The organism is Amycolatopsis thailandensis (assembly GCF_042723255.1).
In the GTDB taxonomy this organism is placed as follows: Bacteria; Actinomycetota; Actinomycetes; order Mycobacteriales; family Pseudonocardiaceae; genus Amycolatopsis; species Amycolatopsis thailandensis.
Genome location: NZ_JBHXJK010000051.1, coordinates 48,018 through 60,496 on the forward strand (window position 1 = coordinate 48,018; position 12,479 = coordinate 60,496).

The 12,479-nt window shown below is 68.6% G+C and carries 12 protein-coding genes; 7 read left to right on the plus strand and 5 right to left on the minus strand.

What is annotated here, in order from left to right:
• Nucleotides 1-85: 85 nt before the first annotated feature.
• The 5 genes from ACFWMR_RS21425 to mptB all read right to left on the minus strand — a co-directional run bounded on the left by ACFWMR_RS21425 (nucleotide 86) and on the right by mptB (nucleotide 5,509).
• Nucleotides 86-1,033 (minus strand): acyl-CoA desaturase, encoded by a 948-nt coding sequence (locus tag ACFWMR_RS21425; RefSeq protein ID WP_093934271.1) that lies wholly within the window; start codon nucleotides 1,031-1,033, stop codon nucleotides 86-88.
• A gap of 113 nt (nucleotides 1,034-1,146) precedes the next feature.
• Nucleotides 1,147-2,115 carry a COX15/CtaA family protein gene (locus tag ACFWMR_RS21430; RefSeq protein WP_378379619.1) on the minus strand — a complete coding sequence of 323 codons (969 nt, stop codon included), beginning with the start codon at nucleotides 2,113-2,115 and terminating at the stop codon, nucleotides 1,147-1,149.
• Nucleotides 2,116-2,179: 64 nt separating this feature from the next.
• A complete protein-coding gene (locus ACFWMR_RS21435) occupies nucleotides 2,180-2,980 on the minus strand; it encodes an ABC transporter permease (protein ID WP_378379620.1) in 801 nt (266 codons plus the stop codon).
• On the minus strand, nucleotides 2,977-3,903 hold the full coding sequence (locus tag ACFWMR_RS21440) for an ABC transporter ATP-binding protein (protein ID WP_378274526.1): 927 nt from the start codon (nucleotides 3,901-3,903) through the stop codon (nucleotides 2,977-2,979). The genes ACFWMR_RS21435 and ACFWMR_RS21440 overlap by 4 nt, the downstream gene beginning before the upstream one ends.
• A gap of 19 nt (nucleotides 3,904-3,922) precedes the next feature.
• The gene (gene mptB, locus ACFWMR_RS21445; RefSeq protein ID WP_093934275.1) at nucleotides 3,923-5,509 is read right to left on the minus strand and encodes a polyprenol phosphomannose-dependent alpha 1,6 mannosyltransferase MptB; all 1,587 of its coding nucleotides are present in this window, start codon (nucleotides 5,507-5,509) and stop codon (nucleotides 3,923-3,925) included.
• Nucleotides 5,510-5,803: 294 nt separating this feature from the next.
• On the opposite strand from mptB, the gene ACFWMR_RS21450 reads away from it, so the two are divergent.
• Genes ACFWMR_RS21450 through ACFWMR_RS21480 form a run of 7 tightly spaced genes read left to right on the plus strand, consistent with a single transcriptional unit; the run spans nucleotide 5,804 to nucleotide 12,209 of the window.
• Nucleotides 5,804-6,604 carry a helix-turn-helix transcriptional regulator gene (locus ACFWMR_RS21450; protein WP_378379622.1) on the plus strand — a complete coding sequence of 267 codons (801 nt, stop codon included), beginning with the start codon at nucleotides 5,804-5,806 and terminating at the stop codon, nucleotides 6,602-6,604.
• 38 nt (nucleotides 6,605-6,642) lie between these two features.
• On the plus strand, nucleotides 6,643-8,049 hold the full coding sequence (gene sufB, locus ACFWMR_RS21455) for a Fe-S cluster assembly protein SufB (RefSeq protein ID WP_425266616.1): 1,407 nt from the start codon (nucleotides 6,643-6,645) through the stop codon (nucleotides 8,047-8,049).
• Between the two features lie 2 nt (nucleotides 8,050-8,051).
• Nucleotides 8,052-9,224, plus strand: a complete 1,173-nt coding sequence (gene sufD, locus ACFWMR_RS21460; protein WP_093934277.1) for a Fe-S cluster assembly protein SufD — start codon at nucleotides 8,052-8,054, stop codon at nucleotides 9,222-9,224.
• Between the two features lie 35 nt (nucleotides 9,225-9,259).
• On the plus strand, nucleotides 9,260-10,030 hold the full coding sequence (sufC, locus tag ACFWMR_RS21465; protein WP_007029703.1) for a Fe-S cluster assembly ATPase SufC: 771 nt from the start codon (nucleotides 9,260-9,262) through the stop codon (nucleotides 10,028-10,030).
• Nucleotides 10,031-10,069: 39 nt separating this feature from the next.
• Nucleotides 10,070-11,356: a cysteine desulfurase gene (locus tag ACFWMR_RS21470; RefSeq protein ID WP_093934278.1), complete on the plus strand. Its 1,287-nt coding sequence runs from the start codon at nucleotides 10,070-10,072 to the stop codon at nucleotides 11,354-11,356.
• A complete protein-coding gene (gene sufU, locus ACFWMR_RS21475; RefSeq protein ID WP_093934279.1) occupies nucleotides 11,356-11,805 on the plus strand; it encodes a Fe-S cluster assembly sulfur transfer protein SufU in 450 nt (149 codons plus the stop codon). The genes ACFWMR_RS21470 and sufU overlap by 1 nt, the downstream gene beginning before the upstream one ends.
• Complete coding sequence (locus tag ACFWMR_RS21480) at nucleotides 11,802-12,209, plus strand: metal-sulfur cluster assembly factor (protein ID WP_007029706.1); 408 nt, start codon at nucleotides 11,802-11,804, stop codon at nucleotides 12,207-12,209. The genes sufU and ACFWMR_RS21480 overlap by 4 nt, the downstream gene beginning before the upstream one ends.
• Nucleotides 12,210-12,479: the final 270 nt, after the last annotated feature.

Consider the following 12,479-nt stretch of genomic DNA (forward strand, 5'->3'; position numbering starts at 1 on the left):
GCCCCTGCGGGGCGCGTTCCTGGTGGGGACCCAAAAGGCCATTTTCCCACTTTGGGGCACCCCTCATGACATCGACGAGAGAGCGTCAGGCGGGTTTGGCGAGTTTCGCGGCCAGCCGCTCCGGCTTCGGCCACCGCACGTCCCGTGCCCAGCCGAACTTCTCGAACAGCCAGATCACCCGCGCCGACACGTCGACCTGTCCGCGCAGGACACCGTGCCGCGCGCAGGTCGGGTCGGCGTGGTGGGAGTTGTGCCACGACTCGCCCATGGACAGGATCGCCAGCGGCCAGAAGTTCGCCGCCTTGTCACGGCTCGCGAACGGGCGTTCCCCGATCAGGTGGCAGATCGAATTCACCGACCAGCTGACGTGGTGCAGGAACGCGATGCGGACCAGCCCGGCCCAGAAGAACCCGGTCACCACGCCCCACCAGGACCAGCTGATCAGCCCGCCGAGGATCGCGGGCAGCGCGAGGCTGAGCGTGATCCACAGCCAGAAGTAGCGGTTCACCACGCGAAGATCCTTGTCGGCCACCAGATCCGGTGCGAAGCGTTCGTAGTTGGTCACCTCACGGCTGAACATCCAGCCCATGTGCGCGTGCCAGAACCCGCGCAGCAGCGCCGTCGGCGACGTCCCGAACAGCCAGGGGGAGTGCGGGTCGCCTTCGCGGTCGGCGAAGGCGTGGTGGCGACGGTGGCTGGCCACCCAGAAGATGACCGACCCCTGCACCGCGAAACTCCCGGCGATGGCGAGCGCGATCCGCAGTGGCCGCCCGGCCTTGAAGGCGCCATGGGTGAAGTAGCGGTGGTAGCCGACGGTCACCCCGAGCGTCCCCAGGGTGTAGAACACCGCAGCCAGCGCGAGATCCACCCAGGTCATGCCCCAGCCCCACACGATCGGCACGGCGGCGAGCAGCGCGACGAACGGGACCAGCAGGAAGGTCTTGAGTATCAGCATCTCCCCGGAACCTCGGCGATGGGAGATCAGGGGCTTGGACTGACTGGCCGGTGCGTCCGGCTCGGTGCTGGCGGTCATGCGACACCTCGTGCCTCGACTCGGTGGTCCCCCCGTGTGGGGCACCGTGCGCAGCGTAAGGGCACCGTCTGGCGAGCATGCCGCCTGGGGGTTACGTCCGGTTTGCCGCGGGGTCAGTTCGAGGTGGCGAGTTCGCGTTCCGGCGCCGTGGCCGAGGAGACGGGACCGCGATCGCGTGAGCCGCACCACAGCGCCGCCGTCGAGATGATCACCAGGGCGGAACCGAGGACGTGGAACGAGACCAGCGCCTCCGGCACGCCCAGGGCGTACTGCACCGAGCCCAGGACGCCCTGTGCGAGCGCTATGACCCACACGATGGTGTACCGCTGCCACAGCTGCTTCGGCGTCTCGCCCCGCATCAGCTGGAGCCCGAAGACGGCCAGCACGATCAAATAGACCACCAGTAGACCACCGTGGACCTGGGTGAGCGTCTCGATCGGAGCCTGGAACCGGTGGGTGCCGGGGTCGCCGCCGTGCGGTCCCGCGCCGGTCACGGTGGTCCCCGCCACGAGGACGGCCCACATCGTCGCGGCGAGCACGATCAGCGTCTTGCGGCCCGCGTCCGGGATCAGCCAGCGGGCGGGCTCGTCACCCTCGTTGAAGGCGCGCAGCAGCAGGACCGCGAGCCAGACCAGGGGGGTGGAGGCCAGGAAGTGGAGCGCGACGGTCCACCATTCGAGTTTGGCGAGCACGGTGATCCCGCCGACGACGGCCTGCAGCATCACGCCGGCGGGCATCGTCCAGGCCAGCTTCACCAGACGGCGGCGGCTCGGGTGCTCGATCTGCACGCGCCACGCGGTGATCACGCACAGCGCGGCGACGGCGATGACGACGCCGGTCAGCATCCGGTTGCTGAACTCGATCCACTGGGTGAGCGCGTCGAACTCGGGGTGTGCCACCGGGACGATGCTGCCCTCGACGCACTGCGGCCAGGTCGGGCAGCCGAGGCCCGAGCCGGTGACGCGGACGACCGAGCCGGTGACGCCGATCCCGGCCTGGGCGATCACCGCCGCTATCGCGACCGCCCGCTGGACCGCGGACGAGGGATACGGCAGACGCGCTACAAGGCTCTGGAACGGCACCGCCCGATGCTAGAACGCCCTTCCTGAGAGCCTTCCACCGGCCGCACCGGCTGTGTCGGGGGCCTCAGGTGAGCTTGGTGGTCTTGCTCGCCAGCGCGCCCGCGACGACGCCCCAGCCGACGAGGACCGCGAACGGGCCCCAGCCGAACGAACCGTCCAGCAGCACCGAACGCAGGCCTTCGGCGAGCGCGCCCGACGGCAGCAGTTCGACGACCGTCGCGAGCCCGGACGGCATCGTCGACGGCGCCAGCAGGATGCCGCCGGCGAGCAGCAGCACGAACCAGACGATGTTCGCCAGCGCCAGCACGGCCTCCGCGCGCAGTGCTCCGCCGAGCAGCAGGCCCAGCGCGCCGAACGCGAGCGTGCCGACGATCAGGAACGGGATGGCGCCGAGGATCCCGCCGAGCGAGGGCGACCAGCCCAGCAGCGCGGCCACGACGCCGAGGATCACCGCCTGCAGAGCGACCACCACCAGCGCGGCGGTCACCCGGCCCGCGATGAGCAGCCAGCGGGGCAGCGCCGTGGCGGAAAGTCGTTTGAGGACGCCGTATCGGCGGTCGAAGCCCAGCGCGATGGCCTGCCCGGTGAACGCGGACGACATCACCGCCAGCGCCAGGATCCTCGGCGTGATCCAGTCCACTTTGGACGAATCGCCGAGTTGCGACGACGGCAGGATGTCCAGCAGCGACAAGCCGATCAGCAGCGCGAGCGGGATGAGCAGGGTCAGCAGGATCTGCTCGCCGTGGCGCAGGGTCAGGCTCGCCTCGACCTTCGCGTGCGTGCGCAGCATCTTGCCGAGCGAGCCGCGGCCGGGGGCCGGGGTGAACGTGCCCGCGGTGAAGCGCGGTGTGGGCAGGGTCGTCATGCGCGCAGTTCCCGTCCGGTCAGCTCCAGGAAGACCTCTTCCAGCGTGCGCCTGCCGACCTGTAGTTCCTCCGGCATGACGCCCTGCTGCGCGCACCACGCCGTCACCGTCGACACCACCTGCGGGTCGATCGCGCCCTCGACGAGATAGGTCCCCGGTGCCGACTCGTGCACGAGGTGGCCTTCGGGCAGCGCCGCGGTCAGCAGGCCGGTGTCGAGTTTGGTGCGGGCCTTGAAACGCAGTTGCGCGGCCTCGCCGGCTTCGACGGTCAGCGACTGCGGGGAGCCTTCGACGACGACCTTGCCGTGGTCCACGATCACCACGGTGTCGGCCAGCGTTTCGGCCTCTTCCATCAGATGCGTGGTGAGCAGCACGCTGACCCCGTCGGCGCGCAGCGCTTCGAGCAGGTCCCAGACCAGGCGGCGGGCCTGCGGGTCCATCCCCGCCGTCGGCTCGTCGAGGAAGAGCAACTCCGGCCTGCCGACGAGCGCGCAGGCGAGCGAGAGCCGCTGCTGCTGTCCGCCGGAAAGCCGTTTGAACGGCGTCTTGCGCGCTCCCGAAAGACCGAGGACGTCCAGCAGCCAGGCCGGGTCGAGCGGATTCGCCGCGCACGCGGCGACCAGTCCGAGCATCTCGTCGGCGCGGACACCGGGATACGCGCCGCCGCCCTGGGGCATGACGCCGATCCGCGGCCGCAAAGCCGAGCCGTCGCGCGTCGGATCCATGCCCAGGACACGGACTTCGCCGCCGTCAGGCCGCAGGAAGCCTTCGCAGATCTCGACGGTGGTGGTCTTGCCGGCCCCGTTCGGGCCGAGCAGTGCGAGCAGGGTGCCGCGGTCCATCCGCAGATCGAGTCCATCGACCGCGGTGGTGGATCCGTAGCGTTTCACCAGCCCGGTGATCTCGACGGCGGGGGCGTTCACGACAGGTCACGATACGGCCTCACGCCGGGAGTGAATGCTCCGGGACCGGCTTGGACAGCAGCAGTGGTGAGAGGCGGTGGACGACGAACAGCCCCAGAAGAGTGACGACCCCGGCGGCGGCCCACGCGAACGGCAGGACGAAACCCCGGCCCTCGAAGGTGCTTCCCGTCGTCGGCAGCAGGAACGGCAGGACGGCGGTGACGATCGTCGCGGCGATGCGGAACCGCGAGGTCCCCGCCGCCGCGGCGAGCGGGATGATCGCCCACAACAGGTACCAGGGCTGCAGCGCCACGTGCAGCACCATCACCGCGCCCAGCGAGACACCGAGGCCGATGATCGGCCGGTAGCGCCATTTGAAGCTGTCCCACAGGAACTTGACCGTCACCGCGCCGGCGACGAGATAGCCGAGCGCGCCGAGGATCGGCACCATCGCGTTGGTGTGGTTGCCGAGGCCGAGCGCGATGCCGAGGACACCGCCGAGCGCCGCGAGTTCCGACGTCGGGGAGATCCACGAGCGGACCAGCCCCGGCGTCCCGAGCGCGCCGACCCAGCCGAAGCCGAGGCCGGTGCCGTAACAGACCGCCACCAGCACCACGCCGAACAGCAGTGCCATCGGTATCGCCGCGGTGAGCAGGTCCTTGATCCGGCCGTGCCAGCGTCTGGCCACCATCACCGTGAAGAACGGCAGCGCCAGGATCGCGTTCAGTTTCACCGCGACGCCGAGGGTGATGAGCGTGACCCCGAGCCCGATGTACAGCAGTTCGCCCTTGGCCAGCGGGGGAGGCTCGTCGTTCTTGAACCGCACCGGCATCCGCTGGAGGCCGACCTCCAGTCCGGCCACCATGAGCCCGATGGCCAGCGCGTCGTTGTGGGCGCCCGCGACGAAGTGGAAGATCAGCAGCGGGTTCGCCGCGCCGAGCCACAGCGCGGTGGCCGGTTGCACGCCGAACCGCTTGGCCAGCCGGGGCAGCGCCCAGATGATCAGGATGACGCCGATCAGCGCGAGCCCGCGTTGCAGCAGCACGCCGGTGACGATGTTCCCGCTGCTCAGCGGGGCGAGCCAGCCGCCGAGACGCAGCAGCAGCGGGCCGTAGGGCGCCGGGGTCTCGCGCCACATGTTGGAGACGCCCGAGGTCAGCGGGTCGGAGACGCCGAGCGCCTCGGCCGGGCCGAGGGAGTACGGGTCCATCCCGCGGGCCACGATCTCGCTCTGCGCGAGATAGCTGTAGACGTCGCGGGAGAACAGCGGCGGGATGAACAGCAGTGGCGCGCACCAGAGCGCGATGGTGCGGGCGAGCTGGCCCTGGGTGGCGAGACGGCGGCGCGCGGGCTGCGCGAACCGGCCGAGCAGCAGCCAGCTGAGCACGATGATCGCCATCCCCGCCAGGCCCATCGCGAGCGAGACCATGGGGATGCGGGTGAACAGCCGCAGGACCGGGATCTCCTGCACCGGGTTGATCACCGGCGCGGCGCCCGCGCCGAGCGAGCCGAGGGCGAGGAACAGCGAACCGACCGCGCCGAACCGGCGGACGACGTTCAGCCCGCGCAGTTCCTTGTCGTCGAGCGGCTCCGGTTCGCGGGGGTGGCCGGGGGAGAGCGTCGCCACCGATCCCGCGGCCGGGTACTTCTCCGGGCCTGCTTCGTCCGTGTCCCGCCCTGCCGGGTGATCGCCCACTGCCACGCACGAAGGGTAGCGACCGGAGGGAACAGACCGAGCGGGTACGTGGTTACCGAGGGCTGAAGGGGCCCTTCGCCGCGTGCGATGCGGTGAAGGACGCTTTCGTCTCATCGCATGCGGGGAAAGCGTCCTTCAGCCCCCGAAGTGGTTCAAGAGTGACCCACGCCACTCCGTGAGGCACCCCTCTTTGCCGTCTCCCCGGAAATACGTCACACTTGTGTTGTGAAAAAGACGGGGACGCAGGACGAGGCCGGTGGCGACATGCCCCGCGCCGAGGTCCAGCCTGTCCCCGCGCAGGTCGGTCCCGAGGGGCGGACCAGGCACGAAGTGGCCCGCTTGCTGCTGGAACAGGGGCCGATGACCGCCGTCGAGGTGGCCGATCAGCTGGGCATCAGCGCGGCCGCCGTCCGCCGTCATCTCGACGCGCTGCTCGCCGACGGCGAGGCCGAAACCCGGGACGCGCCCCGCCGCGGCCCCCGCGGCCGAGGACGTCCCGCCAAGAACTTCCTGCTCACCGAAGCCGGCCGCGCCCGGTTCGGCCACGCCTACGACGACCTCGCGTCCTCGGCCATCCGGTTCCTCTCCGAACACGCCGGGGAAGACGCCGTGAAGGCCTTCGCGGAGGCCCGTGTCGCTTCGCTGGTCGGACCGCACCAGGACGCGATCACCAAGCACACCGACCCTGTCACCCGCGCCGAGGCCCTCGCTGCGGCGCTGACCAGGGAGGGTTACGCTGCGTCGACCCGTCAGGTCGGTGTCGGCGAACAGCTTTGCCAGCATCATTGCCCGGTCGCCCACGTCGCCGCCGAGTTCCCTCAGTTGTGTGAAGCCGAAACAGAGGCTTTCGCGGAACTTCTGGGTACTCATGTGCAACGGCTGGCGACCATCGCACGCGGTGACAACGTGTGCACCACCCACGTACCCGTCGTTTCGGCGGGTCACCCGGCCACACCCGCGCCGGGAAGCACGGCGCCCTCCCCAGGGCGCACAGCACGGATCCCGAATGGAGGGAAACCCGCATGACTGCCGCTGCCGAGCAGCGCACTCCCACCACCGCGCCCATGAGCCAGGAAGAGACCATCGAGTCCCTTGGCAAGTACGCGTTCGGCTGGGCGGACTCCGACGAGGCGGGCGCCAGCGCCCGCCGAGGACTGAACGAGGACGTCGTCACCGACATCTCCTCGAAGAAGTCGGAGCCGGAGTGGATGCGCGAAGCGCGACTGAAGGCGCTCAAGCTCTTCGATCTGAAGCCCATGCCCAACTGGGGTGCGGACCTCTCCGGGATCGACTTCGACAACATCAAGTACTTCGTGCGGTCCAGTGAGAAGCAGGCCACTTCCTGGGAAGACCTGCCCGAGGACATCAAGAACACGTACGACAAGCTCGGCATCCCCGAGGCGGAGAAGCAGCGCCTCGTCGCCGGTGTCGCCGCGCAGTACGAGTCCGAGGTCGTCTACCACTCGATCCGTGAGGATCTGGAGGCGCAGGGCGTCCTGTTCCTGGACACCGACACCGCGCTCAAGGAGCACCCGGAGATCTTCAAGGAGTACTTCGGCTCCGTGATCCCGGCCGGGGACAACAAGTTCTCCGCGCTGAACACCGCGGTGTGGTCCGGCGGCTCGTTCATCTACGTCCCCAAGGGCGTCAAGGTGGACATCCCGCTGCAGGCGTACTTCCGGATCAACACCGAGAACATGGGTCAGTTCGAGCGGACCCTGATCATCGTCGACGAAGACGCCTACGTGCACTACGTCGAGGGTTGCACCGCGCCGATCTACCAGTCCGACTCGCTGCACTCGGCGGTCGTGGAGATCATCGTGAAGAAGGGCGCCCGCTGCCGGTACACGACCATCCAGAACTGGTCGAACAACGTCTACAACCTGGTCACCAAGCGCGCCAAGTGCGAAGAGGGCGCGACCATGGAGTGGATCGACGGCAACATCGGTTCCAAGGTCACGATGAAGTACCCGTCCGTCTTCCTCATGGGCGAGCACGCCAAGGGCGAGGTCCTCTCGGTCGCGTTCGCGGGCGAGGGCCAGCACCAGGACGCCGGCGCGAAGATGGAGCACCTGGCGCCGCACACCTCCTCGACCATCGTGTCGAAGTCGGTGGCGCGCGGCGGTGGCCGCACCTCCTACCGCGGCCTGGTCAAGGTCGCGAAGCGGGCGCACCACTCGCGGTCCAGCGTCGTCTGTGACGCGCTGCTGGTCGACACGATCTCGCGGTCGGACACGTACCCGTACGTCGACATCCGCAACGACGAGGTGTCGATGGGCCACGAGGCGACCGTCTCGAAGGTCAGCGAAGACCAGATGTTCTACCTCATGTCGCGCGGTCTCGACGAGGCCGAGGCCATGGCGATGATCGTGCGCGGGTTCGTCGAGCCCATCGCGCGTGAGCTGCCGATGGAGTACGCGCTCGAGCTGAACCGCCTGATCGAGCTTCAGATGGAAGGGTCCGTCGGCTAGTCATGTCGGTTACCGAGAACAACGTTTCCGAAGCGATGCGCGAGGGCGTGGTCATCCCGGCCACGTCCCGCGCGGAGCGCTTCACCTCGCACGACGTCGAGGCCTTCGAGGTCCCCGGCGGTCGCGAGGAGAACTGGCGTTTCACGCCGATGAAGCGGCTGCGCGGCCTGCACGACGGGTCCGCCACCGCTTCGGGTTCGGCCACCGTGGACGCCGACGCCGCCCCTGAACTGAAGATCGAGAAGGTGGGCCGGGACGACGAGCGCCTCGGCGTCGCGGGTGTCCCGAGCGACCGGATCGCCGCGCAGGCCTACTCCTCGTTCACCGAGGCCACCGTCATCACGGTGCCCAAGGAGACGAAGACGTCGAAGCCGTCGACGGTGAAGATCACCGGCCCCGGCGAGGGCGAGGTCGCCTACGGGCACGTGCAGGTCCGCGCCGAGCAGTTCTCCGAGGCCGTCATCGTCCTCGACCACGTCGGCTCCGGCACCTACGCCGACAACGTCGAGTTCGTCATCGGCGATTCGGCGAACGTGACCGTGGTCAGCGTCCAGGACTGGGCCGACGACGCGGTGCACGTCTCCGAGCAGCACCTCAAGCTCGGCCGCGACGCCACGCTCAAGCACATCGTCATCACGCTGGGCGGTGACCTGGTCCGCGTCTCGCCGACGGCGACCTTCGCCGACAAGGGCGGCGACGTCGAAATGCTCGGCCTGTACTTCGCGGACGAAGGGCAGCACCAGGAGCACCGGCTCTTCGTCGACCACGCGGTGCCGAACTGCAAGTCGCGGGTGATGTACAAGGGCGCGTTGCAGGGCGACGGCGCGCACACCGTGTGGGTCGGCGACGTGCTGATCCGCGCGGCCGCCGAAGCGACCGACACCTACGAGCTCAACCGCAACCTGGTGCTGACGCCGGGCGCGCGGGCGGACTCGATCCCGAACCTGGAGATCGAGACCGGCGAGATCGAAGGCGCCGGCCACGCGAGCGCGACGGGAAGGTTCGACGACGAGCAGTTGTTCTACCTCCAGTCGCGCGGAATCGGCGAAGACGCCGCGCGCCGGTTGGTCGTGCGCGGGTTCTTCCACGAGATCCTGGTCAAGATCGGCGTTCCCGAGGTGCGCGAGCGTCTCGAGGCCGCGATCGAAGCCGAGCTCGAAGCCGTGGGCGTCTAAGCCCTCGTCCGTCCACATCAGACTTTAGGAAAGAAATGCCTACGCTGGAAATCAAGGATCTGCACGCCTCGGTCACGACCGAGGAGGGCCCCAAGGAGATCCTCAAGGGCGTCAACCTGACCATCAAGTCGGGCGAGACCCACGCGATCATGGGCCCCAACGGTTCGGGCAAGTCCACGCTGTCGTACGCCATCGCCGGCCACCCCAAGTACGAAGTCACCTCCGGGCAGGTCCTGCTCGACGGTGAGGACGTGCTGGAGATGAGCGTCGACGAGCGCGCCCGCGCGGGCCTGTTCCTCGCCATGCAGTACCCGGTCGAGGTGCCGGGCGTGTCCATGTCCAACTTCCTCCGCACCGCGGCCACCGCGGTCCGTGGCGAGGCCCCCAAGCTGCGCCACTGGGTCAAGGAGGTCAAGGAGGAGATGGGCAAGCTGGAGATCTCGTCCGAGTTCGCCGAGCGTTCGGTGAACGAGGGCTTCTCCGGCGGCGAGAAGAAGCGCCACGAGATCCTGCAGCTGGCGCTGCTCAAGCCGAAGATCGCCATCCTCGACGAGACCGACTCCGGCCTCGACGTCGACGCGCTGCGCGTCGTGTCCGAGGGCGTCAACGAGTTCAAGGCCAACAACGACGCCGGCGTCATGCTGATCACGCACTACACGCGGATCCTGCGGCACATCACGCCCGACTTCGTGCACGTGTTCGCCGGCGGCAAGATCGTCGAGTCCGGCGGCCGTGAACTCGCGGACGAGCTCGAGGAGAACGGGTACGTCAAGTACACCGGCTCCGCCGAGACCGCCGCTGTCTGATCACTGAACTTCACGACTACACCGAGAGGAGTTGGCCCGATGACCACCACCACGGCTAACTCTGTACCGCTGGACGTAGCGGCCATCAGGGCCGACTTCCCGATCCTGACCCGCACGGTGCGGGACGGGAAACCCTTGGTGTATCTGGATTCCGGCGCGACGTCCCAGAAACCGGCGCAGGTGCTCGAAGCCGAGCGCCGGTTCCTGGAGACCTCGAACGCCGCGGTGCACCGCGGCGCGCACCAGCTCGCCGAGGAGGCGACCGACGCCTACGAGTCCGCCCGCGTGCGGATCGCGGAGTTCGTCGGCGCCTCCCCGCACGAGCTGGTGTTCACCAAGAACGCCACCGAGGGCATCAACCTCGTCGCCTACGCGATGAGCAACGCCGCCACGGCCGGTCCCGAGGCCGAGCGGTTCAAGATCGGACCCGGCGACGAGATCGTCATCACCGAGATGGAGCACCACGCGAACCTGGTGCCGTGGCAGCAGCTCTGCCAGCGCACCGGCGCGACGCTGAAGTGGTTCTCCGTCACCGCGGACGGTCGTCTCGATCTGTCCAATGTGGACGAGCTGATCACCGAGCGGACCAAGGTGCTCGCGTTCACGCACCAGTCCAACGTGCTCGGCACGATCAACCCGGTCGAGTTCCTGGTGAAGAAGGCCCGCAAGGTCGGCGCGCTGGTCGTGCTGGACGCCTGCCAGTCGGTGCCTCACTTCCCGGTGGACCTCCACAAGCTGGACGTCGACTTCGCCGCTTTCGCCGGGCACAAGATGGTCGGCCCGTACGGCATCGGTGTCCTCTACGGACGTCGCGAGCTGCTCGAAGCGATGCCGCCGTTCCTGACCGGCGGTTCGATGATCGAGATGGTCCGCATGGAGCAGACCACGTTCGCCGCGCCGCCGCAGCGGTTCGAGGCGGGCACCCCGATGACGTCGCAGGCCGTCGGCCTCGGCGCGGCCGCCGACTACCTGTCGGCGATCGGCATGGACCGGGTCGCCGCGCACGAACACCTCCTCACCGAGGCCGCGCTGACCGGACTCGGCGAGATCCCCGGCGTGCGGATCATCGGCCCCACCGACATGGCCGACCGCGGCGGGCTGGTGTCGTTCGTCATCGACGGCGTCCACCCGCACGACTCGGGCCAGGTGCTGGACAGCCTCGGCGTCGCCGTCCGCGTCGGGCACCACTGCGCGTGGCCGCTGCACCGGGCCTGCTCGGTCCCGGCGACCGTGCGCGCGTCGTTCTACGTCTACAACACCCTGTCCGAAGTGGACGCTTTGGTGAACGGTGTGCGCGAGGCGCAGAAGTTCTTCGGGGTGGCGTGATGAACCTGGAGAGCATGTACCAGGAGATCATCCTGGACCACTACAAGAACCCGCACGGCCGCGGCCTGCGCGAGCCGTTCGACGGTGAGTCGTTCCAGGTCAACCCGACCTGCGGCGACGAGGTGACACTGCGAGTGAAGGTCGACGACGGGAAGGTCGCCGACGTCTCCTACGACGGTCAGGGCTGCTCGATCAGCCAGGCGTCCACGTCGGTCTTGACGGATCTCGTCGTCGGGCACACCGTGGAGGAGGCGTTCACCACCATGGACGCCTTCGTCGAGCTGATGCAGGGCAAGGGCCAGATCGAACCCGACGAGGACGTGCTGGAGGACGGCATCGCCTTCGCCGGCGTGGCCAAGTACCCGGCCCGCGTTAAATGCGCCCTGCTCGGATGGATGGCGTTCAAGGACGCCGTCGCCCGCACGACCAACGGAGTTGAGACGGCATGACCGAACAGCAGACCGAAACCCGCGAGGGGCGCACGGCCGCCGACCTCGACGCCGAGACCGCCGCCGCCCCGGACACCGCCGACGTGGCGAAGGTCGAGGACGTCGAAGAGGCGATGCGCGACGTCGTCGACCCCGAACTCGGCATCAACGTCGTCGACCTCGGGCTCGTCTACGGCATCCACGTCGAGCCGGACAACACGGCCACCATCGACATGACCCTGACGTCCGCGGCCTGCCCGCTGACCGACGTCATCGAGGACCAGACCGGTGCCGCGCTCGTCGGCGGGGGAACGGGACTGGTCAAGGACTTCCGGATCAACTGGGTCTGGATGCCGCCGTGGGGCCCGGAGAAGATCACCGAGGACGGCCGCGAACAGCTGCGCGCCCTCGGCTTCACCGTCTGACCCCAGCTTTGCGCGTGAAGGCCCCCTTCATGTACCTAGGCGCAAGCAAGGGGGCCTTCATGTACTTGAGCACTACCGTCGGCGGTCGCCGTGGCGGCCCTGAAGTCCGTGAAGGCCTCCTTGCCTACCTTCAGGGTAGGGAAGGAGCCCTTCGCTACCCATCGATGTGATTACTGGTGACGCTGGGGCGAATGTGACGCCAGCTCCTCGCTTGCGAAGTCCGTGAAGGCCTCCTTGAGGGACTCTGGGTCCCTCAAGGAGGCCTTCACG

Coding starts and splice junctions, on each gene's coding strand:
- ACFWMR_RS21425 (WP_093934271.1), bottom strand. CDS start 1,033: ATGACCGCCAGCACCGAGCCGGACGCACCGGCCAGTCAGTCCAAGCCC.
- ACFWMR_RS21480 (WP_007029706.1), top strand. CDS start 11,802: ATGACCGAACAGCAGACCGAAACCCGCGAGGGGCGCACGGCCGCCGAC.
- sufC (WP_007029703.1), top strand. CDS start 9,260: ATGCCTACGCTGGAAATCAAGGATCTGCACGCCTCGGTCACGACCGAG.
- sufD (WP_093934277.1), top strand. CDS start 8,052: ATGTCGGTTACCGAGAACAACGTTTCCGAAGCGATGCGCGAGGGCGTG.
- sufU (WP_093934279.1), top strand. CDS start 11,356: ATGAACCTGGAGAGCATGTACCAGGAGATCATCCTGGACCACTACAAG.
- sufB (WP_425266616.1), top strand. CDS start 6,643: ATGAGCCAGGAAGAGACCATCGAGTCCCTTGGCAAGTACGCGTTCGGC.
- ACFWMR_RS21435 (WP_378379620.1), bottom strand. CDS start 2,980: ATGACGACCCTGCCCACACCGCGCTTCACCGCGGGCACGTTCACCCCG.
- ACFWMR_RS21470 (WP_093934278.1), top strand. CDS start 10,070: ATGACCACCACCACGGCTAACTCTGTACCGCTGGACGTAGCGGCCATC.